Below are 25,494 nucleotides of genomic sequence, written 5' to 3'. Positions count from 1 at the left end.
CAGAGAACGCCGAAGGGCGGCCACCCGGGTGGGTGGCCGCCCTTCGGCCTGTCCAGGGGCCCTTGCAGGGCCTTGGCGGGCCCTTGCGGGGCCGGCGGCGCGAGAGGCGGGCGCCCCCCTCGGGGGCGCCCGCCTCGAACACGCCTCGGCAAGCGCCTCAGACGAGGTCGCCGCCCGGGAGTTCGACCTTGGCTCCCAGCTCCACGAGCTTCTCCATGAAGTTCTCGTAGCCGCGGTTGATGAGGTCGATGCCGTGGACCCGCGAGGTGCCCTCGGCCGCCAGCGCCGCGATCAGGTACGAGAACCCGCCGCGCAGGTCGGGGATGACCAGGTCGGCGCCCTGCAGCTTCGTCGGGCCGGAGACGACCGCCGAGTGCAGGAAGTTGCGCTGGCCGAAGCGGCAGGCGCTGCCGCCCAGGCACTCCCGGTACAGCTGGATGTGTGCACCCATCTGGTTGAGGGCCGAGGTGAATCCCAGCCGGGACTCGTAGACCGTCTCGTGGACGATCGAGAGGCCCGCGGCCTGGGTCAGGGCCACCACCAGCGGCTGCTGCCAGTCGGTCTGGAAGCCGGGGTGCACGTCCGTCTCGAGCGCGATCGCGTTGAGCGGGCCGCCCGGGTGCCAGAAGCGGATGCCCTCGTCGTCGATCTCGAACGCGCCGCCGACGCGGCGGTACGTGTTCAGGAAGGTCATCATCGAGCGCTGCTGCGCGCCGCGCACGTAGATGTTGCCGCCGGTCGCGAGCGCCGCGGAAGCCCAGGACGCGGCCTCCAGACGGTCCGGGAGCGCCTTGTGGTTGTAGCCGCCGAGACGGTCCACACCGGTGATCCGGATGGTCCGGTCGGTGTCCATGGAGATGATGGCGCCCATCTTCTGCAGGACGCAGATGAGGTCCTCGATCTCCGGTTCCACCGCGGCGTTGCTGAGCTCGGTGACGCCCTCGGCCAGGACGGCCGTCAGCAGCACCTGTTCGGTCGAGCCGACCGAGGGGTAGGGCAGGCGGATCTTGCAGCCGCGAAGGCGCTGCGGGGCCTCCAGGTACTGGCCGCCCTCGCGCTTCTCGATGGTCGCGCCGAACTGGCGGAGCACGTCGAAGTGGAAGTCGATCGGCCGGCCGCCGATGTCGCAGCCGCCGAGGCCCGGGATGAACGCGTGGCCGAGGCGGTGCAGCAGCGGGCCGCAGAACAGGATCGGGATGCGCGACGAGCCCGCGTGCGCGTCGATGTCCGCAACGTTCGCGCTCTCGACGTGCGTCGGGTCGAGCACCAGCTCGCCCGGCTCCTCGCCGGGGCGCACGGTCACCCCGTGCAGCTGGAGCAGCCCGCGCACGACCCGGACGTCGCGGATGTCGGGAACGTTGCGGAGCCGGCTGGGTCCGCTGCCGAGCAGAGCGGCGACCATGGCCTTGGGCACGAGGTTCTTCGCACCGCGGACACGGATCTCGCCCTCGAGCGGGGTACCGCCATGGACAAGTAGTACGTCGTCTCTGTCTGTGCCGGTCATGAATCTCGCGTTCCGGAGAGGGGCTCCCCCGGCGAAGCCAGAGGAGGGTGGGCAGGGGGCCAGGGAAAAGGGTAAGGGGCAGGACCCCCTTGTTCGTAAGGGCGACGCGGCCGTAGGACTGTCATGAATTAGCCACAACACCCTCAGTGCCCGCCCCATGGCGGAGTGTCGCATTCCGCCCGTACCGGCGCCGCGCGCTCCTTCCTGCTGCCGTGCGCCCTGAGCTGCGTGCGATCCGATCCCTTCGCCCGCTCCCCCTGAAGGGCGATTGTGCGAGATCATGTCGGCATGACCGAGGTGTCCTCCCTCACAGGGCGGCTGCTCGTGGCCACCCCCGCCCTCGCGGATCCGAACTTCGACCGCGCGGTGGTGCTCCTGCTCGACCACGACGAGCAGGGCTCGCTCGGCGTGGTCCTCAACCGGCCCACCCCCGTGGGCGTCGGCGACATCCTGCTGCCCTGGGCGACGCTGGCCGGCGATCCGGGGGTCGTCTTCCAGGGCGGCCCGGTGGGCCTGGACTCGGCCCTCGGGGTGGCGGTCATCCCGGGCGAGGAAGGGCCACTCGGATGGCGCCGCGTGTACGGGGCGATCGGCCTGGTCGACCTGGAGGCCCCGCCGGAGCTGCTCGCCGCGGCCCTGGGCTCGCTGCGGATCTTCGCCGGATACTCGGGCTGGGGCCCGGGCCAGCTGGAGGTCGAGCTCGGCGACGGCGCCTGGTACGTCGTGGAGTCCGAGCCGGGGGACGTGTCCTTCCCGGACCCGGAAAGGCTGTGGCGCGCGGTGCTGCGCCGCCAGCGCAGCGAGCTCGCGATGGTCGCCACCTATCCGGACGACCCGTCGCTCAACTGACCCGCGCGGGGGTCGGTACCCTGGCTTTTATGAGCACTCTTGAGCCCGGGCGCGGGACTGGTACGGGGACCCTCGTAGAGCCGACGCCGCAGGTGTCCCACGGCGACGGCGACCACGAGCGCTTCGCCCACTACGTCCAGAAGGACAAGATCATGGCGAGCGCCCTCGACGGGACCCCCGTCGTCGCGCTCTGCGGCAAGGTCTGGGTGCCGGGCCGGGACCCGAAGAAGTACCCGGTCTGCCCCATGTGCAAGGAGATCTACGAGTCGATGGGTCCCGGCGGGGACAAGGACAAGGGCGGCCAGGACAAGTAGGTCCGGTCCGTCCGGTCCCCTCTTCGGCAGGACCAAGGCCCTCGAAGGCCCCCTGACGCGCCGGTGTGCGTCCGGGGGCCTTTGCCGTGCCCGGGGGGAGGGCTAGGGTCTGCGGCAACGCTGGCGCCAGGCGCGCCCTGCGAAACGCGCGTTGCGCATCCTGCAACGCCCGGACGGTGGAGGGGCCGAGGTCATGCCCGAGTTGATTCCGGAGCCGCGGTACGCGCGATTCGCCCGCGACGCCGGCACGTGCGTGCTGGACGATCCGCTGCTCGACGTCGGCCCCGGCGCCGAGGGCACCGCCCGCTGGCTGCGCCGCGAGCTCGGCGCCGCCACCGGCTGGGAGCTGCCCGCGCCGGCCGCGGGGGAGACGTACGGCGAGCGCGCGGTGATCCGGCTGGTGCTCCGCCCCGAGCTCGCGCGCAGCGTCGGCGCGGAGTCGTACGAGCTGCACGTCACGCAGCGGTGGGTGCTGCTCGAAGGCGCCGACCCGGCGGGCCTCTTCTACGCCGCGCAGACGCTGCGTCAGCTGCTCGGGCCCGAGGCCTACCGGCGCGCGCCCATCGCGCCGGGCCGCGGCCGGCGGCTGCCGGTGGGAGGCGTCCAGGACGGGCCCCGGTTCGGCTGGCGCGGGATGATGCTCGACGTGGCCCGGCACTTCATGCCGAAGGACGGCGTGCTGCGGTACATCGACCTGCTCGCCGCGCACAAGCTCAACGTGCTGCACCTGCACCTGACGGACGACCAGGGCTGGCGGGTCGAGATCAAGCGCCACCCGCGGCTCACCGAGGTCGGTGCGTGGCGGCCGCGCAGCCGCTGGGGGCACCGGGCCTCGCCGCTGTGGAACGAGACCCCGCACGGCGGCTTCTACACGCAGGACGACATCCGCGAGATCGTCGCGTACGCCGCCGAGCGGCACGTCCGGGTGGTCCCGGAGATCGACGTGCCCGGGCATTCGCAGGCCGCGATCGCCGCGTACCCGGAGCTGGGGAACACCGACGTCGTGGACACCGCCGCACTGGAGGTGTGGGACGACTGGGGGATCAGCGAGAACGTGCTCGCGCCGACCGAGGCCGTACTGCGCTTCTACGAGGGCGTGTTCGAGGAGCTGCTGGAGCTGTTCCCGGCGGACGTCTCCCCGTTCGTGCACGTGGGCGGCGACGAGTGCCCCAAGGGGCAGTGGCGCGCGTCGGCGCTCGCGCAGGAGCGGATCCGGGAGTTGGGGGTGGACGGGGAGGACGGGCTGCAGTCCTGGTTCATCCGGCACTTCGACGGCTGGCTCGCGGAGCGCGGGCGGCGGCTGATCGGATGGGACGAGATCCTGGAGGGCGGGCTCGCGCCGGGGGCCGCGGTGTCCTCCTGGCGCGGGTACGCGGGCGGGATCGCCGCCGCCGAGGCCGGGCACGACGTGGTGATGTGCCCGGAGCAGCAGGTGTACCTGGACCACCGTCAGGCGGGCGGCCCCGGCGAGCCGATGCCGATCGGGTACGTGCGCTCGCTGGAGGACGTGTACCGCTTCGAGCCGGTGCCGCCGAAGCTGTCGCCGCAGGCCGCGGCCCGCGTGCTGGGCGCGCAGGCCAACGTGTGGACCGAGGTGATGGAGAACCAGGGCCGGGTCGACTACCAGGTGTTCCCCCGGCTGGCGGCCTTCGCGGAGGTGGCGTGGTCCCGGCTGCCGGAGCCGGCGGAGCGGGACTACGCGGGCTTCGAGGCCAGGATGTGCGGGCACTACCGGCGGCTGGACGCGCTGGGCGTGGACTACCGGCCGCCGGGCGGGCCGTTGCCCTGGCAGCGGCGGCCCGGGGTGCTCGGGCGTCCGATCGAAGGGGAGCCCCCGAACGTGTGACGCGGGTGGGAGCGGGCGGCGGCCGGTGGCCGGAAGCTTTCCGCGCCCTTGCGTGCCCTTCCGCGCACCTCCCGCGCCCTCGCACGCCCCTTGCGCGGCGTCGCGGGGGCCGCGTGCGGTGTTCCGGACGGTTCGGCACTGTTCGGAATCCTCCGGACTTCCGCGGAACTCCGGAGGCTTCCGGGACGTCCTTCGTACTTGGGGGTTGCCGGGAACTCTTGCTCGATTTCGGTGTATTCGGCGAATACTTCCGATTCGGTTGATTCGGTGGATACGGGGGAAACCGGACGGCCGGAAGCTTCAGGGGGCGCCCGCCGGACCCTCGCGCCGGGCGGTGGGGAAGATGTGCCAGAGTTGCCACGTCCCGGCGGTGAGCACGTACCGTACGGCGGACAGGCGTGAGCGCCGGGACCGGGACATCGGGAAGGGGCAGCTGGGTTGACCACGCACGCACCGCATGCACTGCATTCATCTCAGGGGCCGCAGGCGGCGCAGTCCGTGACGCTGCCGGCCTCGCTCGACGAGGCCGTGGCGGCGCTCGCCGCCATGCCCGCTGCCGTGCCCGTCGCCGGCGGCACCGACCTCATGGCCGCCGTCAACGCCGGGCTGCTGCGGCCCGCCGCGCTGGTGGGCCTGGGCCGGATCAACGAGATCCGCGGCTGGCAGTACCAGGACGGGCACGCCCTGCTCGGCGCCGGGCTCACCCACGCGCGGATGGGACGGCCGGATTTCGCCGCTCTGATCCCCGCGCTGGCCGCGGCCGCACGCGCCGCCGGGCCCCCGCAGATCCGCAACGCCGGCACCCTCGGCGGCAACATCGCCACCGCCGCGCCGACGGGCGACGCACTGCCCGTACTGGCCGCGCTGGAGGCGATCCTCGTCATCCACGGCCCGGGCGGCTCGCGCCGGGAGATCCCGGTCTCGCACCTGCTGGCCGGTCGCGAGATGCTGCGGCCCGGCGAGCTGATCGGCTTCGTACGGGTGCCGCTGCTGCACGCGCCGCAAGTCTTCCTGAAGGCCACGGGCCGTACGGGGCCGGGGCGCGCCGTGGCGTCCGTGGGGCTCGTACTGGACCCGGCGCGCCGGGGGGTGCGCTGCGCGATCGGCGCGGTCGCCCCGATGCCGCTGCGGCCGCTTGAGGCCGAGCAGTGGGTGGCCTCGCTGATCGACTGGGACGGGGGGCGGACGCTGGCCCCCGAGGCGCTGGAGGCCTTCGGCGAGTACGTCGCGGCCGCCTGCGTGCCCGACCAGGGGGAACCGGTGGCTCCCGGTGTACTGCATCTGCGGCGGACGGTGGCCGTGCTGGCACGGAGGGCCCTGGGGAGGGCGCTGACCTCATGAGTGAGAACGAGAACGTGAGCGGAACGACGGGGGAGGCGGGTCCCGCGGGACCCGCAGGGCCTGCGGGCCGGACCGGCGCCGGCTGGGGCTGGGAGCCGGTGCCGCAGGGCGGCGAGTACGACTCCGACGCGACGGCCTTCGTGAAGCTGCCGCAGGACATGCTGGACGCGCTCGGCACCGGTGAGCCGCTCGCGGCGCCCGGGCACGGCTACGTGCCGCCGCCGATGATCGTGCCGCTGGGCTCCGCCAGTGCGGATCCGGCGGCGACGGGGACGTGGACGATCCCGGTGCAGTGGCCGGAGGCGGGGACGACGCCTCAGGCCGGTACGGGGGCCGGCGGTGCCGTGGGCGCGGCTGCGGCCGCGCCGGTCGCAGGGCCGATCCCGGCCTCGATCCCGATCCCGGCGTCGGTGGCGGCGGCGTTCGCGGATCAGCGGCAGGGGCAGGTTTCGGGCCACGCGCAGGACCTCGCGCAGGGCCGGGCGCACGGCCACGCCCAGGGCCAGGCTGCCGGGCACGGTCCGGCTTCGGCGGAGGCCGGGCACGATCCCGGTGCGACCGCCGAGTGGCGGTTCCCGGAGGCCGTGCAGGACTCCGAGCCCGTGACCACCGGCCAGTGGACCCTCCCGGATCTCCCCGAGGAGACCGGCGAGTTCCGGCGGAGCGGGCTGGAGGCCGACTGGAGCCAGGCTCCGGCGACACTGCCGGGCGGCGCTGCGGCCCCCTGGGCCACCCACCCCGACTTCGAGGCCCTGGCGGCCGCGCGTCCGGGTGCCGTTCCGGGTGCCGCTGCTGGGGCCGCTGCGGGTGCCGTTCCGGGTGCCGTGATGAGCTCGGGCGTGCTGCCCGAGGCGCGGCCGGACGCGGGCGACGCGGGCACCTCGGGCGCGGGCCTGCGGCGGCTCGGCGGCCCCGGCGTCGGCGGCCCCGGGCGTGGCCCGAGGGTGCTGGGCGGGCCCGGTGTGGGCACGCTCCCGGAGGGGGAGCCGGCGCATCCGGCTCCGCATGACATCGAGGCCGCCCACGGCCCGGCGGCGACGCCGGTCACGGCGGAGCGGCCGCATCCGGGGGCGGAGGCCCCCGAGCTGCCGGCGGTGGCTGCGGCCAGGGCTGCGGGCGCGGCCGGCGCTGCGGAGCCGGTCGCGGAGCGGGAGCGCGAGGTGAGCGCCGTCGCGGCGGCGGAGTACGCCCTCGCGGGTGGTCCGGGCGCAGACGGCATCGGCGGCGTCGGCGGCACCGGAGGCTTCGCGGAGCCCGGCGACACGAACGGGCACGGTTTCACGGCATCCGGCCACGGCGCCGCCGGGGCGGAGCCCGGGCCGGCCGGTGAGCCCGGTGAGCACGGGTTCACGGCGGAGCCCGCCGGCACGGACGGGCGCGGCTTCGGTTCCGGACCCGGGCCCGGACTCGGACTCGGCGAAGCCGCCGGGGTGGGTTCGGAGGCCGGGGCGGTCGGGGGTGCGGGCTCGGGCTCGGGCGAAGCCGGGGCTGCGGCCGCGCCGGGTGCGGACACCGCCGACAGCGCTGTGGCAGCGCCGGATGCGGGAACGGCCGGAGGTTTCCCGGTCGAGGGGCCGACGTACGAAGAAGAAGCGACTGCCGAGGCCGTCGCCCATCACGAGCACCCGCTGGCTTCCTACGTTCTGCGCGTCAACGGCGCCGACCGGCCCGTCACCGGTGCGTGGATCGGCGAGTCCCTGCTCTACGTGCTGCGCGAGCGCCTCGGCCTCGCCGGCGCCAAGGACGGCTGCTCGCAGGGCGAATGCGGTGCGTGCGCGGTGCAGGTCGACGGCCGGCTCGTGGCCTCCTGCCTGGTCCCGGCCGCGACGGCGGCGAGCAGCGAGGTCCGCACCGTGGAGGGGCTCGCCAGCGGCGGGGAACTTTCGGACGTGCAGCAGGCGTTGTGCAGGTCGGGTGCGGTGCAGTGCGGGTTCTGCGTGCCGGGCATGGCCATGACCATCCACGACCTGCTGGAGGGCAACCACGCCCCCAGCGAGCTGGAGACCCGGCAGGCCCTGTGCGGGAACCTCTGCCGCTGCTCCGGCTACAAGGGCGTCATCGAGGCCGTCCGCGAGGTCGTCGCGGAGCGCGGGGCGACGGCCGCGGCCGACGCCCCGGCGGCCGGGCCTGCGCCCGTTGACGGGTCGGGGCTCGGCAACGGTGCCGGGAACGGCCCGGAGGCGCGCATCCCGCACCAGGCGCCGCCCGGCGAGGGCGGGATCCACCACCACGGAGGCATGGCGTGAGCGGGCACGACGCGGCCACGGCCACGGCCACGGCGACGGTAACGGTCTCCACGAGCGCTTCGGCCGCCGCGCCGCCCGAGGCCGGCGAGCAGGAGGTACCGCGCGGAATCGGAGCCTCCGTACCGGCCGCCGACACGCGCGCCAAGAGCGAGGGCACCTTCCCCTACGCCGCCGACCTGTGGGCCGAGGGCCTGCTCTGGGCCGCTGTGCTGCGCTCCCCGCACGCCCACGCCCGCATCCTCTCCGTCGACACCTCCGCTGCCGCCGCCATGCCCGGCGTACGCGCCGTCGTCACCCACGCCGACGTCCCCGGCGCGACCACGCACGGCCGCCGGATCGCCGACCGGCCCGTCTTCGCGCACGACGTCGTACGCCACCACGGCGAGCCCATCGCCGCCGTCGCCGCCGACCACCCGGACACCGCGCGCCTCGCGGCCGCCGCGATCGCCGTCGAGTACGAGCTGCTCGACGCGGTGACGGACCCCGAGCAGTCCTTCGGGGCGCCCGCGCTGCACCCCGACGGCAACCTGATCCGGCACATCCCGCTCCGCTACGGCGACCCGGAGGCCACCGGCGAGGTCGTCGTCGACGGCCTGTACCGGATCGGCCGCCAGGACCCCGCGCCCATCGGCGCCGAGGCCGGGCTGGCCGTGCCGCGGCCCGACGGCGGCGTGGAGATCTACACCGCCTCCACCGACCCGCACCTGGACCGCGACCTGGCGGCGGCGTGCTTCGGCCTCGAACCCGACCGCGTCCGCGTCGTCGTCACCGGAGTCCCGGGCGCCACGGCCGACCGCGAGGACGCGGCCTTCCAGCTGCCGCTGGGCCTGCTGGCCCTGCGGACCGGCCACCCGGTGAAGCTGGCCGCCACCCGCGAGGAGTCCTTCCTCGGCCACACCCACCGCCACCCGACGCTGCTGCGCTACCGCCACCACGCGGACGCGGACGGCCGCCTGGTCAAGGTCGAGGCCCAGATCCTGATGGACGCGGGCGCGTACGCGGACTCGTCCTCCGAGTCCCTGGCCGCGGCGGTGGCCTTCGCGTGCGGCCCGTACGTGGTCCCGCACGCCTTCGTGGAAGGCTGGGCGGTCCGCACGAACAACCCGCCGTCGGGCCACGTACGGGGCGAAGGCGCCATGCAGGTCTGCGCCGCGTACGAGGGCCAGATGGACAAACTGGCCGCTGCGCTCGGCATCGACGGCGCGGAACTGCGCCTGCGCAACGTCCTGGCGACGGGCGACCTGCTCCCCACGGGCCAGACGGTCACCTGCCCGGCCCCCGTGGCCGAGCTCCTGCGCGCGGTACGCGATTTCGAACTCCCCTCCCTCCCGAAGGACACCCCGGAGGACGAGTGGCTGCTGCCGGGCGGCCCGGAGGGCGCGGGCGAGCCGGGCGCGGTGCGCCGCGGCGTCGGGTACGGCGTGGGCATGGTCCACATGCTCGGCGCGGAGGGAACGGACGAGGTCTCGACGGCGACGGTCAAGGTCGTCAACGGGTCGGCGACGGTCATCTGCGCGGCGGTGGACACCGGCCAGGGCTTCTCCACCCTCGCCCGCCAGATCGTCCAGGAGACGCTGGGCGTGGACGAGGTGGTGACGGCCCCGGTCGACACCGACCAGCCGCCGGCGGGCCCGGCTGCGCACGGCCGCCACACGTGGGTGAGCGGAGGCGCGGTCGAGCGGGCGGCCAAAATGGTCCGCACCCAACTTCTCCAGCCGATGGCCCACAAGCTGGGCATGTCGACGGAACTCCTCCAGATCCAGGACGGCCGGATCACCTCGTACGACGGGGCGTTCTCGATGTCGGTCGCGGAAGCCATGGCGGGCAAGGAACTCTGGGCCACGGCCCAGTGCCGCCCCCACCCGACGGAGCCCCTGGACGGCGACGGCCAGGGCGACGCCTTCGTGGGCCTGGCCTTCTGCGCGATCCGCGCGGTGGTGGACGTGGACATCGAGCTGGGCTCGGTACGGGTGGTGGAGCTGGCGGTGGCCCAGGACGTGGGCCGCATCCTCAACCCCCGCCAGCTGGAGGCCCGTATCGAAGCGGGCGTCACGCAGGGCGTGGGCGCGGCGCTGACGGAGAACCTCCGCTCGGCCTCGGGCCTGATCCGCCACCCCGACCTGACGGGCTATGCGCTGCCGACGTCGCTGGACGCCCCGGTGGTCCGCATCGTCAAACTGGTCGAAGAGCGGGACGTGGTGGCCCCGTTCGGGGCGAAAGCGGCCAGCGCGATCCCTGTGGTGACGACCCCGGCGGCGGTAGCCTCGGCGGTACGGTCGGCCACGGGCCGCCCGGTCAACAGGCTCCCGATCCGCCCCTCGGCGGCGGTCGCGGCGCCCAACTCATGACCGTGTGACCCCCATTGCACGTGCAACCCCGAGCTTGGGACTGTCGGTACCGGTCGCTAGAGTGATCGGTAAGACGTAGTACGTGCGCGATTGAACGGGTGCGAACGGGGAGGGGCCGCGGCGGATACGCCGCGACCCCGGGGATTTCGGGGAGTCGGGGAGGCCATCGTGGCAGAGGAGAAGGCGCCGGGCCTGTTGGGGCTGGGCGGCATGAATGCGGGTCTGGCGGATGCGATCCGGGCGCAGGCTGCGTCGCAGGAGAAAGCGGCAGCGCTGAAGGTCGAATACGACACGCTGACGCAATACCAGAACATGGTGAAGGACCTGCTGGACGACCTCACCGGCTCGCACGCGGACCACAAGAAGCTGGCGGACGACACCCTGCCGGCGGGCAAGCTCGGCACCGGCTTCCCTGAGGCGGACGCCCTCTTCAAGTCGTACGGCACAGTCATCACGGAGCTGCAGAAACTCTCGAAGGGCCTGGCGGAGCAGATCGAGGGCCTGGGCATCGCGATCCTGACGGCGGGCAAGGGCTTTGCCGGGGTGGACGACGACACCAGGCGCCGAATGGCCGCCATCGCCAAGCAGGCAGAGGCACAGTACGTGCTGGAGCGCGACCCGTATCCGGAGGAGCAGCGCAAGCTGGCGGCCTCGAAGCACGCTGGCCCCGCGACGGGGGGTAAATACTGATGGCAACGAATTTTGAGGGCTACTCGCACCAGAAACTGCGCGAGATGAGGGCCTCGCTGGACCCGACTGCGGTCAAGGATCGGGCTGACCGCCTGCAGAAGGCGTCCGAGGACATCGCGAAGATCGCGGAGAAGCTCAAGAACCACCGGGTCACCGGCTGGGAGGGCGAAGCGGCCACGGCCTTCCAGGAGTGGGTGGGCCGGGCCGGCAACGCGACGCTGCGGCTGAGCGAATACAGCGCGACGGGCGCCAAGTGGATGGGTGACACCGTCCAGAAGATGATCGAGGCGCGGGACATGCCCGCCTACGACACGAAGTCCGCCGAGAACCTGGAAGCGGCTCGCAAGGCGCACAACGACCCGGACGCGCAGCAGATTGCCCAGCAGGAGCAGAGCAAGCTCAACGCGGACCACCGAGAGTCCATCAGGTTGATGAACAACCTGGCGCAGTCGTACGAGCTGTCGTACGGCGAGATGAACAAGGCGGAGATCCCGACGTTCCCGCCGCCGCCGGCGAGGTTTGTTCCGGACCGCCTCTATGGCCAAGAGGACATGGCTCGTCCGGGGGGCAGTTCGGGATCGGGGAACCACACGGCATACGCGCCGTCTGACCCTGGTGGCAGTCGCTCTGAGAACGAGCCGGGCTGGATGCCGGGGCATCAGTCGAAGGCGGACGCCGTTACGCCCCAGACGACAGGGCCCACGTCCCTTCCCGGGCTCCCGGACCGTGACGTGGACGTGGACCTCGACCACGTTGCGACCCTGCCGCCGCCCACGACGACCCTGCCTCCGACGACGGGCACGCCGGTCCCCAACCTCCCTGTGGGCCCCGGACCCGGCCCCGTCGCTCCCCTCCCGCCCGTGGGGCTCCCGCCGATCACCGGCAAGACGGTTCCCGGCCTCGGTCCCGGTCAGCTGCCGAACCTCGGTCCCGGCGGTAACGGCCTCACTAAGGTCACCCCGATCGCAGGCCTGCCCCCGCGGGATTCCGGCATCATGGGCGGCCGCCAAGTGCCGACCAGCGGCCCCAACACGGGTATCCCGCGCGGCACGGTCATCGGCACCGAAGGCACGCAGACCGGCCGCGGCATGATGGGTGGTCCGCACGGTGGTGGCGGTGGCCACGCCGGCGGCGTGAGCGGTTCCCCTGCGGCACGCCGGCTGGCCTCGGAGCCGGGCGGCATCGTGGGCGGCCGCCAGGCTGTGACCGGCGGACGCATGGCCACCGGCGGTCAGCCGTTCACCCAGGGCGGCTCGGGTCTCGCACGCAACAGCGGTGGTGCCATGGGCCACGCGGGTGCGGGTACGCATGCTCCGGGCAGGCGACGTGAGGACCAGGGCGGCGAACGCCCCGATTACCTGGTCGAGGACGAAGAGACCTGGCAGGGCGACCGTCGTGTTGCTCCGCCGGTGATCGACTGAGCAGAACGGACGTTGTACGAGATGCACATGCGCAAGGCGACCGCGGCCCTGGTAGGCCTGCTGCTGGCCGGGGTCGCCGCGACCCCGGCCCATGCGGAGACCATTCGCTCGCAGCAATGGCATCTCGACAGCATGAAGGCCGACGACATCTGGAAGATCAGCAACGGCAAGGGGGTCACCGTCGCGGTGATCGACTCCGGCGTTAATCGCATTCCAGAACTTGAGGGGCAGGTCCTTCCCGGCGCGGTCTTTCCCGTTGGCGATGCCGCGGGTGACAAAGACAACGATTACGACGGCCATGGCACCGGCATGGCGGCGCTCATCGCCGGTACCGGAAAGCACCCGAGTGGGGATGGTGCCTACGGACTTGCACCCGGCGCCAAGATCCTCCCGATCCGTGTGCCCAATTTGCTGGAAGGGGACAACACCCCGTCCTTGGTTGCGGCCATTCGATACGCGGCGGACTCGGACGCCAAGATCGTCAATATCTCCATGGGTAGGTCCGGCAAGCCAGAGTCGGATCGGGAGCGTACCGAGGCGGTGAAGTACGCGCTTTCGAAGGGCAAGCTGATCTTCGCCGCTGCTGGCAACTCCGGAGATACGCTAAACGAGGTCGAATACCCCGCTGCGACGCCCGGAGTGGTCGGCGTCGGCGCAGTGGATGTCAAGGGTGAGCCGACCAAGGAGTCACAGCACGGCCCGCAGGTAGACCTCTCTGCTCCGGGCATCGACATCGTCACCGCTTGCAAGGGCAAGACAGGGCTGTGCAAGACCCACGGCACCAGTGACGCGTCGGGCCTCGCCTCCGCATCCGCCGCCCTGCTCTGGTCCGCGCACCCCGACTGGACCAACAACCAGGTTCTGCGGGTCCTCCTGAACACCGCCGGCAAGCCGACCGACGGCGCTCCGCGCAACGACTACATCGGCTACGGCATCATCCGGCCCCGGATCGCCGTGCCCACGCCCGGTGACCCCGGTCCCGCGGATGTCTTCCCGCTTCCCGACCTGGCGGCGGCGGACGGGAAGAATTCGCCGGCCCCGTCGGCCGACGGCAAGAAGCCCCAGTCCAGTGCGCCCCAGGCAGAGGCCAAGAAGGACGGAGGCGGCAGCCTCCTCTGGATCGGGCTCGGCCTGGGGGCCTGTGTCCTCATCGGAGGAGCCGTCACGGCGGTCGTGGTCCGGCGCAGGAACGCCTGACAACGCCCGATGCAGAGGCGCGGGACGACCTCGGCCTGGGTAGGTCTCCTGCCGGCCGGGGTCCCCTCGACGGCCCGTGCTGAGACGTTCGGCCCCAGCCATGGCATCTCGTTGCCATGAAGGCGATCGACACCTGGAAGACCAGCACCGGCAAGGGCGTCATGGACACCGGCCTCGGCCGGATCCCCGAACTCGAGGGCCAGGTGGTCCTGGGCGGGGAGGTCTCCCACGGGTGCGACGGCGACGAGCGCGCCGACTCCGACGACCACGACACCGGTATCGCCGCCCTGATATCGCAGCCCTGAGCGCGGGCACCGGCAAGCGATCGGGCCTCAGGGGCCAAATCCACCCCACCCGCGTCCCCGAAGACGGCGGAAACCACGCGCTTCCATCAGCCGATCACCGAGGCGATCCGCTTCGCGGTGGACTCCATAGGTGGGCCGGGTCAGAGCGAGAAACTCGACACAGCCGTCCGGTACGCCCTGCACAAGGGCAGGCTCATCTTCCCCGCGGCCGGCGACGGGGCGGGCCCGCCCGCCGCCCTGCTCCGGTCCGCGCATCCCGGCTGGACCGACCACCAAGTGACCACGCCGGCTGCGGAGTCGTACGCCCCGCCCATCGCGCTGCCAGCCCCCCCCGGCGTCCCAGTCCCCCGGACGCCTTCCCGCGCCCCGACCTCGCAGCGGCCGAGGCGACAGCCACCTCACCCACCTCACCCGCCTCACCGGCCCCGGGCTGACGCAAACCGGCCCCCGCATCCGCACCCCGCGTACAGAACCAGACAGTCACCCGCAGCTTCCTTCCCCGGGCCGTCCCCGGGATGGGAGCCTGCCTGCTCACTGCCGGAGCCGTAACCACAAGCACAGTTCAACGTGTTAGACGCTGATGTGACACAAGGAGAAATGCACGCGATGTCGTTCGACGAAGAATGGTCCACCGCGCGTGCCACCGCCGCGGCCAACGTCTCGATGCGCCTCAACCACGTCCCGACCGACCCCGGCGGTGGCGGGGCCGGCAGCGGTGATCTCGAGATCAACCAGGACCACATCGGCGGCATCGGGACCGAGGCCTACAAGCTGCACTCCCGGCTCCTGACCGACGGCAAGCACGCCGCAGCATCCTCGGCCGAGGCGGCCGGTGCGCTCTCCAAGGAGAGCTTCGCCAGCGGTGCCGCTCTGGCCAAGGCCAACACCGCATGGGAGAGCCAGGTGAAGACCCTGGTCGCCGCCTGCGCGAACGTGTCCAACGGACTGAACTACTCGCTCTCCTCCCATGCCAAGGACGAGCAGCAGCTCCAAGCCGACTTCACGGCCTCCGCCATCGACAAGTACCTCAAGTAGGCCCACGATGCTGACGTACGAGAACGTGCTCAACGCACCCGCCGACAAGCTGCAGACGGCCGTCACCGACTGGAAGGCGATGGCCGACAAGCTCGACGAACTGGCCGAGTCCGCCCGCAACGGGATGAAGGCCAAGTCGGACAAGGCCCAGTGGAGCGGTGTCACCGCCGGCGTGGCGCGAGGGTTCGTCGACAAGACGGCCAAGGAGTTCGAGGACGCGGCCAAGGAGGCCAGGGGCATCCACAGCGCCCTGACCGAGGGCCTCGGGGTCTTCAAATCGTCCAGGGAGCAGTTAACGAAGATCGCGACCGAGGAGGCGCCCGCGGCCGGCTTCCAGGTGAGCGCTGACGGCAAGGTCTCGCCCACCCCGCTCGCCACCGAGGGGGAGCGGAACGCGGCGCGCCACGATCCCGACTACCAGCAGTCCATCCGGGAGAACCGCGGGCTGTGGCAGAAGAAGATCGACGACATCATCGACAACTGTGACGACGTCGACCAGTCGCTGGCCCGCCTGCTCGCCGCCAACGTCACCGACGGCCACGACTTCAGCGGACCCAAGTACGCCGGCCTCGACGCCGAGCAGGCCGGCCATGCCGCAGACCTCGCCAAGAAGGGCCGGGACCTGACACACGCCGAGCTCGTCGAGCTCAACGAACTGCTGGCGGACAACGCCAAGGTCCCGGAGTTCTCCAAGGACTTCTACGAGGCACTCGGCCCGAAGGGCGCGCTCCAGTTCTTCGGGTACATGTCCACGGACACGTACGACTACTCGAAGCTCGACGAGCAGCGGCTCAAGGACGTCCAGGAGCTCCAGAAGAACCTGGGACTGAACCTCGCCACCGCCACCAACTCCAAGAGCGAGCCCCACCTGCCCGACAGCTTCGCGCAGGACCTGCGCAAGCTGGGCACCCAGCACATCCCGCTCGCGAAGTACGACCAGCACCCGCCGTACGGGTACCAGCTGCTCGGCGGCATCATGCGGTACGGGAACTACGACCCCAAGTTCCTGGTCCCGATCGCCGAGCACGCCACGCAGATCCATGCCAAGGATCCGGATTTCTTCAACCAGACCCGGCAGCTGAACGGCTACGGCAAGAACCTCTTCAACCCCTCCGGGGTCAACGGCGCCGGCTACGACCCGGTGGTCAGCTTCCTGGAGGCGCTGGGGCACAGCCCGGAGGCGTCGGCCCAGTTCTTCGACCCCGATCGGCCCCCGCACGCGTACAACCAGGACGGCACGGAGAAGTCCGGCCCCGCCGACCTGGGCAAGGGAGCGGACAAGAAGCCGGTCAAGAACTACCTCGACTTCTTCGGCAACGCGAAGTACGACTTCACCATCGACATGGAGGGCACGAACCCGGACGACCTGAAGAAGGTCCAGCAGTACATGCCGGACGCCCTCGGCCACGCCCTGGAGGCGGCAACCCTGGGCCACGCCTGGGACGACCCGAGGCCCACTCTCGACCGGACCGAAGCGGGGGCGCGGGTCATGGACGCGGCTGTCGCGAAGTACGGCGGCGACGCGGGCCTGCTCAAGGCGCAGGAGTCGCTCGCGGACAGCCTCGGCAACATGACCGCCGGATACATCGACGACGTCAACCACGCTCTCGACGACGAGACCGACATGGCGGAGAACGGCGGCAAGAGCGTCTTCGCCCCAGGGGCCGGTGACAAGCAGGCACACGCGAGGTTCGACCGCGAGGGCGCACGCGACCTGCTCAGCGCGCTGGGGCAGCATCCTGACGCCTATGCGACCGTCTCCACGGCCGAACGCATCTACTCGGCAAGCGTGCTGGAGACTCAAGGCGTGCACGACGGGCAGGTCGACGAAGGCCGCGCCCGGTCGACGATCCGGACCACCGCCGAGGTCCAGGGCATGCTCGACGAGTCCCGGGCCGATCAGGTCAAGGCAGAGGGGGAGAAGAAGCACGAGGAGTACGAGAAGGCCCATGAGAAGCGGGCTGCGTGGGTCGAATTCGGCACCACCGCGGCCGTGGCGGCCGGTGTCGCCTTCCTCCCGGCCACCGCCGTCGCGGCCGGTGTAGCGGCGGTCGTCGTTCCGCTGGCTGTGGACCTGGGCAGTGGCGCGGTGGAACAAGCGGCTTCGCAGGTGGTCGGGGAGTGGTCGGACAACGCCGTGGAGAAGCACAAGGACAAGGCCGAAGAGCAGACGCATGCCACCACCAAGCAGATGTTCCAGGCAGGTGAGCACAGCGCCGAGGCACCGATGAAGGAGTTCATGGAACGCCATCACATCGATCCGCGGAGCAACTTCGGCAATGACTTCATCGAGTCGATGCGCGACGGATACCAGGTCGGGAACTCTCGTGCCGTTCAGCAGGGGCATGCCTCGGAACCGGGCAAGTAGATGCACAGGGAGGGTGGGGTGCGGCCGTTGTCGGCCGCGGTCGTCGGCCTGGTGAGTCTGGGTGTCCTGGCGGCAGGATGCACCGCGTCCGAGCCGGACGATCCGCAGTTGCAGGAGCCGAAAGTGGTGTCCGCGACGCAGGTCTGCGGGGGAACACTGTTCACACCCGAGGCGGGCAAAGCCCTGGAGCGGGTCCTGCAGTCCACGGAATTCGTCATCCGCGAGGACAAGGTGGACCTGAGTACAGCGGCCATGGCCAAAAAACTGGAAGACGCCTACCGGTCGGGGAAGGAGGTTCGAAACATGCCCATGCCAGACTGCGATGTTTCCGGAAAGCCCAAGGAGATCGACGGGTTCGGCCACTACCCGTCGGCTCAGGTGAGGTTCAAGGCGTTCAGCAAGAACGCCGGAATCCCGGACTACGTTCCCGGCGCCACCGACAGCGGTGTCAAGGTGGGAGGCCGCGTCCGTCAGCGGAGCGTCGCATTCGACTGTGTCAGCCCGCGCGTCGGATCCACTGCCGAGGTACCGCTACGGATCACCGCCACCTTCTTCAACAAGTTCGACAAGGGCAACGGCGACGAAGCGGTGCTGGACAAGGACTACTTCCTGCTCATACACACGGCCGCCCTCTCGATGGCCGAGGAGCTCGGCTGCGCAAACAACGGCGGCCTCCCCGACCGGGCCGATGCGCTGCCGCCGATGAACGGATAGCCGCACACGGCGGAGCCGCCGGTGCACTTACGGTCGCCAAGTCCAGGCCGTGAGGCCGTGCGGCGGAGTGTCGGCCACGGTGCGGGGGCCGAGTGGCCGGAACGCGTCGGCTACGGTGTCGTCCGCTCGCCCCGCACCCCGGGCCGACGGCGCGCTCACGAGCCGGAACAGGATGGAGACAGCACGCGATGTCGTTCGACGAGGAATGGGCGGCGGCACGCGCCACGGCCGCTGCCGACGTCTCCATGCGGCTCAACCACGTACCCGTCGAGCCCGGCGGCAGCGGCGGCAGCGGTGGCGACCTGGAGCTCAACCAGGACCACATCGGCGCCATCGGCACCGAGGCGTACAAGCTGCACTCGCGGCTCCAGACGGACGGCAAGCACGCCGCCACCGCCACCAGCGAGGCTGCCGGGGCGCTCACGAAGGAGAGCTTCGTCAGCGGGGCGGCGCTGCTGAAGGTCAACGCCATGTGGGAGAGCCAGGTGAAGACCCTCGTAGCCGCCTGCGCGAACATCTCGAACGGCCTGAACTACTCGCTCACGTCCCACGCCAAGGACGAGCAGCAGTTGCATGCCGACCTCACCACGTCCGCGATCGACAAGTACCTCAAGTAGGCGGCGCCCCCATGCTGACGTACGAGAACGTGATGAACGCGCCCCTGGACAAGCTCCAGACGGCGGCCACGGACTGGAAGGCCATGGCCGACAAGCTGGACGAGATGGCCGAGGCCGCTCGCAACGGCATGAAGGCCAAGGCCGACAAGGCCGAGTGGAGCGGGGTCACCGCGGGCGTCGGGCGGGCGTTCGTCGACAAGACGGCCAAGGAGTTCGAGGACGCGGCCAAGGAGGCCAAGGGCGTCCACCAGCTCCTCAGCGACGGCCACACCACCATCAGGACGGCCCGGGACGCGCTCAAGAAGGCCGCCGACGAGGAGGCCCCGGCCGCCGGCTTCCGCGTGGACGCGGCCGGCAAGGTCTCGGCCGTCCCGATGGATCCGAAGACCGAGTTCGCGGCGCGGCACGACCCGGACTACCCCGAGTTCAAGCGCAAGCAGGAGGAGAACCGCAAGGCCTGGCAGGCGAGGGTGGACCGGCTCCTCGAGGACTGCGCGGACGCCGACGACTCCCTGGCCCGCGCACTGCGCGCCAACGTCTCGGACGACCACGACTTCACCGCGCCGAAGTACACCACCCTGGACGGCGAACAGGCCGACCGGGCGGCCGAGCTGATGAAGAAGCTCAGCAAGGAGCCGGGCGGGGTGGCCCGCAACCCCGAGGCCCTGCGGGAGCTGGAGGACCTGCTCGACGACAACCGCAACGACCCGGAGTTCGCGCCGGACTTCTACCGCAAGCTCGGCCCCGAAGGCACGCTTGAGGCGTACGCGAAGCTGTCCATCGACGCGTCGACCCTGGGCGAGGCCGGCAAGGACCGCCTGGCGATGGTCGGCAACATCCAGAACGACATGGGCGCGATGCTGGGGCTCGCCACGCAGAAGAGCTCGCCGAACCACCTGGATGCGGCGTGGACGACCGACCTGATGAAGGCCGGCCGCAAGGAGATGCAGGTCACCGGCGATCTGACCAGCAAGATCTACGGTTACCAGGCGCTGGGCGCGCTGCTCCACGAGGGCAAGTACGACAAGGACTTCCTGACCTCGGTCGGCCGGGACATGGTCGCGTTCGACCGTGAGAACCCGAAGGCCTGGGAGCACGGCTCCCCGTACGACCCGAAGACGGTGCTCAGCCAGGGCAAGGACGGCAGCCGGGGCTTCTACCCGCTGACGGGCCTGATGGACGCGATGTCCCACAACCCGGACGCGTCGACGGCCTTCTTCAACGAGCCGGTCCGTCAGGACAGCAACGGCGACGGCATCGTCACCACGGCCGACAAGGTCGTGGACGGCCAGCACGGCAAGGCCCGGGGCATGGTCGACTACATGCTGGACAAGGAGTCATGGGCCGACGCCTTCGACCGGACGCCCAGCCACCCCTACGGCGAAGCGGGCCCGGCCCAGGACGCACTCGGCAACGCCCTCGAAGCGGCCGTCTCGGGCCGCGCGGCGGGCGACGAGGACGCGAAGCCGGTGCCGCACACCAAGGAAATGACGGCGATCATGGAACGGGTCGTCGAGAAGGTCGGCGACGACCCGTCCCTGGTGGCGCAGGACCCGGAGGACGAGGACAAGAAGCCGAGGCTGGGCCCCCTGTCGGGGCACCTCGGCAACATGGCGGCGGAATACATTCCGGACCTCCAGGCGTCCGCCGAGAACGGCGGGAACCAGATCAAGGTCACCGGGGACATGGCCGAGTTCAACAAGGCGACGATGTCCCGTTTCCTCGGCGCGGTCGGCCAGGATCCGGAGGCCTATGGCGCCATCACGAATGCCAACCAGGCGTTCACGGCGGTCCTCATCACCGACGTGGTCCAGCATCCCGGCGACAACGGCCTCCTGGACGCGGCCGTGGAGAACGCCGTGCAGCCCGGTGGCCAGATCGCGGGCATGCTGACGGAGGCTCGCGCCCAGAACATGCACGCCGAGACCGCCCACACGAACGAGGAGTACGTGAAGGGCGTCGAGGACGGCGGCAAGTGGATCAACCGCGGCATTTCGGCGGTCGGCGGTAAGTACCTCGAAATGGTGCCGGTCGCCGGTGACGTCGTGGAATGGGTTCAGGAGGACGTCACCGAGCTCTTCGTAGAGGACGCCAAGGAGAAGGGCAAGGAGAAGACCGCCAACACCCAAGAGGCCGTGGCGAAGATGTACGCGGAGGCCGAAGGCCAGACGAGCGATGCGGCAAGCAGGGCCGTGCTGCACGTGGCCGCCGGCTCTGGTCTGTCCGAGAAGGAGATCAACACGCTCGCGGGTGTGGCGTCCAAGGAATCGGCGGTCGCTCATTCGGTCGGCCGCGACTTGGTGGACAGCTCGAAGGGGACGTCCTGATGTCCGTGGCGAGGCCGGGGAGAGCCGACGGCACGCCGCACTGGGACGCGAGGTGGGCAGGCCGATGTACGTTCAGCTGACGAAGGAAGACGACCAGGACTTCCCCCACAAGGAGCTGAAGTGCGCCCCCTGATGGTTTCCACCGCCCGCCTCGCGGCACTCGCGGTGTTCGTGACCCTGGTCGCAGGATGTACCACGTCAGATCCCGAGCCCAAGGCGTCGCTTTCGGCGAAGCCTCCGGAAGTGGATCTGACGGAGGCGTGCCCCGGGCTGATCACGGATGCCGCCGGTAAGGCCCTGACGGACGTCCTGCAGTCCTCGCATCTGGTCAATGACGATGCCCGGACCGTCGGTGTCACAGCCATGGGCAAGGCTCTGGAGGAGTTCTACCGCGCGGGGCCGAAGGCCGGGGAGTTCGCCGCTCCTGCGTGCATCGTCACCGGAATCGTGGGCAGGGGGAAGCGGGTCGGGGAGATTCGCCTCGCCGCCGAGAGCCGGAACGCTGGCGCGCCGGGAACTGACCAGACGGCTGTCCGGGTGACGCGCGCCGACAAGGAGCGAGGTGTGGCCTTCGACTGCGTGAGTGCCCGTGTCGGCTCCACACTCGACATGCCGCTGCGGATCACGGCCTTCTACAAGGACCGGTATCAAAGCAGCAGGGGAGATGCCGTGCTGGGTGAGGACTACCTGGTCCTCGCCCACTCCGCCGCGGTTGCGATCGCCGAAGAGCTGGGGTGCGAGAACAACGGCGGACTACCCGAAGGGGCCTCTGCCCTTCCGAAGCCGTGACGTACGGCGCGGGCCGAGTACTGCCGGACAGTAAAGAGAAGGCCGCTCAGGAGACTCCTGAGCGGCCCTTCGTCGAAGCCGTGACCGGAATCGAACCGGCGTAACTCGCTTTGCAGGACTGTCTTGGCTGGTCAGAGCCGCTCCGTAGCCGTTCACTACAGTTCATGCTCGAACGGGCACAGGGAGGTGAAGGCCTCCACGTCGTCCCGGTCACTGTCCGAAGTCGATTAAGTGTTTGATGAAGGTGATAGCCGGGAGGTGCTGCCCGTCTGGAGTGATGAGTCCGATCGGGACGTAGGGCACCGGCGCAGGCACGCCAGCCGGAGCGCTCATGCTGTCGCGCCGTAGCGCCCTGGCCGTTGAGGGTGCCGCTCACCGCTCACGCCGCGGCCGCTGCCCGCGCCGGACGGCCGGGGCGGCATGGAGACGCAGCGCCCCGTCAAACGGTGGCCTTACGGGGCGGTGCGCGGTGTGTGGCGTGGGCGCCTACTTGATGTTCAGCGGGACCGTATCGCCTTCGGTGAGGTTGTCCAGCGGGATCGTCCTGCTGAACGTTTGGGCCTTCTTCCCCGGTGCCTTACACGTGACGTCGACCGCGAGGCTGAACTGCGAGTCCAACGGGGCGTCGAGGCTGATAGGGCCGAACGTCGCCCTGCGGTCGGTCGGGTTGTTGGTGGGACCCGACGCATCGTCCTCATCGCTGTCCAGCGATACCCGGGTGGGGACAGAGTTGCTGGGGGCCGGGAATGCGTTCTTGCAGGTCACCTTGCCGCTGAAGGACACCGTCCCGACTGGGGGCGCTGCTGAGGCCTGACCGGCCGTCAGGAGACCTCCAACCAGCGCCGCGGCGACAATCGGGGCCATGGTCACGAGAGTACGAGACCTGCCGGAGATGTGGGACATGTGGGATGTGCACGTAGACATGGGACCACCTGCTCGTTGGCGTACGAGTAGTTCTGTGGAGGCCGACCCTGACGCCGACACGACAGGCGTGACATCGGAGATCGCCAGGTTTCGCGGGGTCGTCCGTGAACCGGGTCAGGGTTCAGCTGCCGCGCTTGACCAGTTGATTCGGCAGCCCCCAGGCCCGTCACTCACCACATTCCTACAGCGCCTCCCGGCCCGCAACCGGACGGTTTCCCCTGTACCGCGCGGGTACTCCCAGGAAATTTGGGGAGCCGCTGTGACCTCGCGCCTTGCTGAACTGCTCCAGCGGCTGCCGCACCCGGTCACCGTACGTCAGCTGTCGGTCGTACAGCCGGGGTTGTTGCGGGCGGGACGAGTTGACCGGATGTCCCGTCCGGTCAGTTGAGGAACGTCAGGGGCTGCGGGTCATTGCTGCTAAGCAGCCTTCCGGGCGACTCCGGCTTGGACTGCCTGGAGTATGTGGTCCAACCGCCTCGGAGGGTTCGTACTGCATCTCCAGGCAGCGCGGGGAGCAGCTGCCGGAGCCGACGTTCACGATCGACGTCCCGGCCGAGCCGCTGGCCATCCGGCCGTAACCGCGGCCCCCGTAATGTCCCTTCGACGGGGCGCGGTCACCACCACCGGCAGGTGCGCTCTCGGCACAACTGAGACGGGAATTAAGACGGACGAACGAAAAGGCGGCATCCCATCTGGGATGCCGCCTTTTCGTTTTGCCCGTTCAGGGCGCTAGAAGCCGTGACCGGAATCGAACCGGCGTAACTCGCTTTGCAGGCGAGTCCCTCAACCACTCGGGCACACGGCTGTGGGGTGGTTACGGGTATGACCGTACGAGGGGTGCCGCGGGGCGGGAAGGGGGGCGCGGGGGGTGCAATGCGACTGCCATGCTGCGTTCATGGTCGCCGTGGTCCTAGGTCCCGCGGCCTACCGTCGAATCCGCCGAATTGACAGGGGCGCAACCCAGGCACGCGCCTTACTCTGGGGCGATGAGTGCCCTTGAACCCCGCGTGCCACAGCGCAGTGTGCCGGTCCCGCCCGAGCCCCAGGGCGGGATTCTGGGGTCCGCGTACCGGACGCTCAGTATCGGGATCATCTCCGTCATTTTTCTGATCGCCTTCGAGGCGACCGCCGTGGGGACGGCCATGCCCGTCGCCGCGCGGGAGCTGGAAGGGATCGGGCTGTACGCCTTCGCCTTCTCCGCCTACTTCACCACCAGCCTCTTCGGGATGGTGCTGTCCGGGCAGTGGGCCGACCGGCAGGGGCCGCTGCGGCCGCTGACCGTCGGGATCGGGGCCTTCGCCGCCGGGCTGGTGCTCGCGGGGACCGCCGGGGGCATGTGGGTGTTTGTCCTCGGGCGGGCCGTGCAGGGGTTCGGTGGCGGGCTCGTCATCGTCGCCCTCTACGTCGTGGTGAGCCGGGCGTACGAGGAGCGGCTGCGGCCCGCGATCATGGCCGCCTTCGCCGCGAGCTGGGTGGTGCCGTCCATCGTCGGACCGCTGGCCGCGGGGACCGTGACCGAGCACCTCGGCTGGCGCTGGGTGTTCCTCGGCATACCGGCGCTGGTCGTCGTCCCCCTGGTGGTGGCCCTGCCGGCGATACGGCGGACCGCGTCCGGGCCGGTGGATCCGGACGCGCCGTCCGCCGCCCTCGACCGGCGGCGGATCCGGCTGGCGCTCGGAATCTCCGTCGGGGCGGGGCTGTTGCAGTACGCCGCCCAGGACCTTCGGTGGCTGTCGCTGCTCCCGGCCGCGGCCGGTACGGCGCTGCTGGTGCCCGCCGTACGGGGGCTGCTGCCGCGCGGGACCTACCTGGCGCGGCGGGGGCTGCCGTCGGTGGTGCTGCTGCGCGGGGTGGCCGCGGGGTCGTTCATCGCGGCGGAGACCTTCGTGCCGCTGATGCTGGTCACCCAGCGGGGGCTGAGCCCGACGCTGGCCGGGTTCTCGCTGGCGGCGGGCGGGGTGACCTGGGCGGGCGGCTCGTGGCTGCAGTCGAAGGGGCGGATGGCCCCGTACCGGGAGCGGCTGATGGTCGCCGGGATGGTGCTCGTGGCCTTCGCCATCGCCACGGCCCCGGCCGTGCTGATCGAGTCCGTGCCGGTGTGGACGCTGGCCGCTGCGTGGGCGGTGGGGTGCCTGGGGATGGGGCTGGTGATCGGCTCTACGAGCGTGCTGCTGCTGGAGCTTTCGGCGCCGGAGGAGGCGGGGGCCAATTCCGCTGCGCTGCAGATCTCGGACGCGCTGGCCAATGTGGTGCTGCTGGCCGCGGGGGGCGCGGCGTTTGCCGCGCTGGGCGGGGGAGCGGTGGGGGCCGCGCATGCCGTGGCCGGGGATGCGGCGTCGGGTTCGCACCCGGGGGCGTTCGTCGTGGTGTTCCTGCCGATGGCCGCGGTGGCGTTGGTGGGGGCCTGGGTTGCGACCCGGCTGTACGCCGATCGGCCGCCGGGGCCGGTGGCTGCGCAGGCGCACGCGTAGGCGGCTTGCGCCGCGGGCCGCTCGGGGCTCCGCCCCCAGACCCCCGCGCCTCAAACGCCGGCGGGGCTGGATTTGCCCCGGCGGGCCGGACTGAGCGGTCTCGGGGAAGTGGGGCACGCCCCCGCGCCGCCCGGCACGGCACCTCGCCGCGTTGTCGCGGCACCCGAGTACGCCCGGTACGGGGGCGC

At 71.1% G+C, this 25,494-nt stretch carries 19 protein-coding genes and 1 tRNA gene; 17 read left to right on the top strand and 3 right to left on the bottom strand.

Annotated elements, in window-relative coordinates; translation table 11 throughout:
* Positions 1-157 precede the first annotated feature (157 nt).
* Positions 158-1,504, bottom strand: a complete 1,347-nt coding sequence (murA, locus tag AB0M76_RS34655) for a UDP-N-acetylglucosamine 1-carboxyvinyltransferase (protein WP_053691036.1) — start codon at positions 1,502-1,504, stop codon at positions 158-160.
* Positions 1,505-1,792: 288 nt separating this feature from the next.
* On the opposite strand from murA, the gene AB0M76_RS34650 reads away from it, so the two are divergent.
* The 16 genes from AB0M76_RS34650 (at position 1,793) to AB0M76_RS34575 (ending at position 21,911) form a co-directional block, all read left to right on the top strand.
* Positions 1,793-2,353: a YqgE/AlgH family protein gene (locus tag AB0M76_RS34650; protein WP_053784881.1), complete on the top strand. Its 561-nt coding sequence runs from the start codon at positions 1,793-1,795 to the stop codon at positions 2,351-2,353.
* 29 nt (positions 2,354-2,382) lie between these two features.
* A complete protein-coding gene (locus AB0M76_RS34645) occupies positions 2,383-2,667 on the top strand; it encodes a DUF3039 domain-containing protein (protein ID WP_365956731.1) in 285 nt (94 codons plus the stop codon).
* Positions 2,668-2,860: 193 nt separating this feature from the next.
* A complete protein-coding gene (locus tag AB0M76_RS34640) occupies positions 2,861-4,513 on the top strand; it encodes a beta-N-acetylhexosaminidase (protein WP_365956730.1) in 1,653 nt (550 codons plus the stop codon).
* Positions 4,514-4,975: 462 nt separating this feature from the next.
* A complete protein-coding gene (locus tag AB0M76_RS34635; RefSeq protein WP_365956768.1) occupies positions 4,976-5,854 on the top strand; it encodes an FAD binding domain-containing protein in 879 nt (292 codons plus the stop codon).
* Complete coding sequence (locus AB0M76_RS34630; protein ID WP_365956728.1) at positions 5,851-8,100, top strand: (2Fe-2S)-binding protein; 2,250 nt, start codon at positions 5,851-5,853, stop codon at positions 8,098-8,100. Before AB0M76_RS34635 ends, AB0M76_RS34630 begins: the two co-directional genes overlap by 4 nt.
* Before the next feature lie 107 nt (positions 8,101-8,207).
* Positions 8,208-10,448 (top strand): xanthine dehydrogenase family protein molybdopterin-binding subunit, encoded by a 2,241-nt coding sequence (locus AB0M76_RS34625; RefSeq protein WP_365956767.1) that lies wholly within the window; start codon positions 8,208-8,210, stop codon positions 10,446-10,448.
* Positions 10,449-10,616: 168 nt separating this feature from the next.
* Positions 10,617-11,138 carry a hypothetical protein gene (locus AB0M76_RS34620; protein WP_365956727.1) on the top strand — a complete coding sequence of 174 codons (522 nt, stop codon included), beginning with the start codon at positions 10,617-10,619 and terminating at the stop codon, positions 11,136-11,138.
* Positions 11,138-12,559: a hypothetical protein gene (locus AB0M76_RS34615; protein ID WP_365956726.1), complete on the top strand. Its 1,422-nt coding sequence runs from the start codon at positions 11,138-11,140 to the stop codon at positions 12,557-12,559. The genes AB0M76_RS34620 and AB0M76_RS34615 overlap by 1 nt, the downstream gene beginning before the upstream one ends.
* Positions 12,560-12,586: 27 nt before the next feature.
* Complete coding sequence (gene mycP, locus AB0M76_RS34610; protein WP_365956725.1) at positions 12,587-13,756, top strand: type VII secretion-associated serine protease mycosin; 1,170 nt, start codon at positions 12,587-12,589, stop codon at positions 13,754-13,756.
* Between the two features lie 116 nt (positions 13,757-13,872).
* Entirely contained in the window at positions 13,873-14,061 is a 189-nt protein-coding gene (locus AB0M76_RS34605; protein ID WP_365956724.1) for a hypothetical protein, read from the top strand.
* A 606-nt stretch (positions 14,062-14,667) separates the two neighbouring features.
* Positions 14,668-15,096, top strand: coding sequence for a hypothetical protein (locus tag AB0M76_RS34600; RefSeq protein ID WP_365956723.1), 429 nt, complete (start codon positions 14,668-14,670; stop codon positions 15,094-15,096).
* A 7-nt stretch (positions 15,097-15,103) separates the two neighbouring features.
* Entirely contained in the window at positions 15,104-17,464 is a 2,361-nt protein-coding gene (locus AB0M76_RS34595; RefSeq protein WP_365956722.1) for a hypothetical protein, read from the top strand.
* A 27-nt stretch (positions 17,465-17,491) separates the two neighbouring features.
* Positions 17,492-18,178, top strand: coding sequence for a hypothetical protein (locus AB0M76_RS34590; protein ID WP_365956721.1), 687 nt, complete (start codon positions 17,492-17,494; stop codon positions 18,176-18,178).
* A gap of 188 nt (positions 18,179-18,366) precedes the next feature.
* Positions 18,367-18,795: a hypothetical protein gene (locus AB0M76_RS34585; RefSeq protein WP_365956720.1), complete on the top strand. Its 429-nt coding sequence runs from the start codon at positions 18,367-18,369 to the stop codon at positions 18,793-18,795.
* Positions 18,796-18,806: 11 nt separating this feature from the next.
* A complete protein-coding gene (locus AB0M76_RS34580; protein WP_365956719.1) occupies positions 18,807-21,122 on the top strand; it encodes a hypothetical protein in 2,316 nt (771 codons plus the stop codon).
* A gap of 120 nt (positions 21,123-21,242) precedes the next feature.
* Positions 21,243-21,911 carry a hypothetical protein gene (locus AB0M76_RS34575; protein ID WP_365956718.1) on the top strand — a complete coding sequence of 223 codons (669 nt, stop codon included), beginning with the start codon at positions 21,243-21,245 and terminating at the stop codon, positions 21,909-21,911.
* Positions 21,912-22,397: 486 nt separating this feature from the next.
* Here AB0M76_RS34575 and AB0M76_RS34570 read toward each other — a convergent pair whose 3' ends face one another.
* Together AB0M76_RS34570 and AB0M76_RS34565 are read right to left on the bottom strand one after the other, a co-directional pair.
* Positions 22,398-22,775 (bottom strand): hypothetical protein, encoded by a 378-nt coding sequence (locus tag AB0M76_RS34570; protein WP_365956717.1) that lies wholly within the window; start codon positions 22,773-22,775, stop codon positions 22,398-22,400.
* Positions 22,776-23,568: 793 nt separating this feature from the next.
* Positions 23,569-23,640: transfer RNA gene (locus AB0M76_RS34565), tRNA-Cys, on the bottom strand.
* Positions 23,641-23,821: 181 nt separating this feature from the next.
* Between AB0M76_RS34565 and AB0M76_RS34560 the strand changes: the two genes are divergently transcribed.
* Positions 23,822-25,306, top strand: a complete 1,485-nt coding sequence (locus AB0M76_RS34560) for an MFS transporter (protein ID WP_365956716.1) — start codon at positions 23,822-23,824, stop codon at positions 25,304-25,306.
* Positions 25,307-25,494 lie beyond the last annotated feature (188 nt).

Source organism: Streptomyces sp. NPDC051364 (assembly GCF_040682115.1).
In the GTDB taxonomy this organism is placed as follows: Bacteria; Actinomycetota; Actinomycetes; order Streptomycetales; family Streptomycetaceae; genus Streptomyces.
Note: the sequence above shows the minus strand (reverse complement) of the source record. Positions and strands in the feature narration are given on the sequence as shown.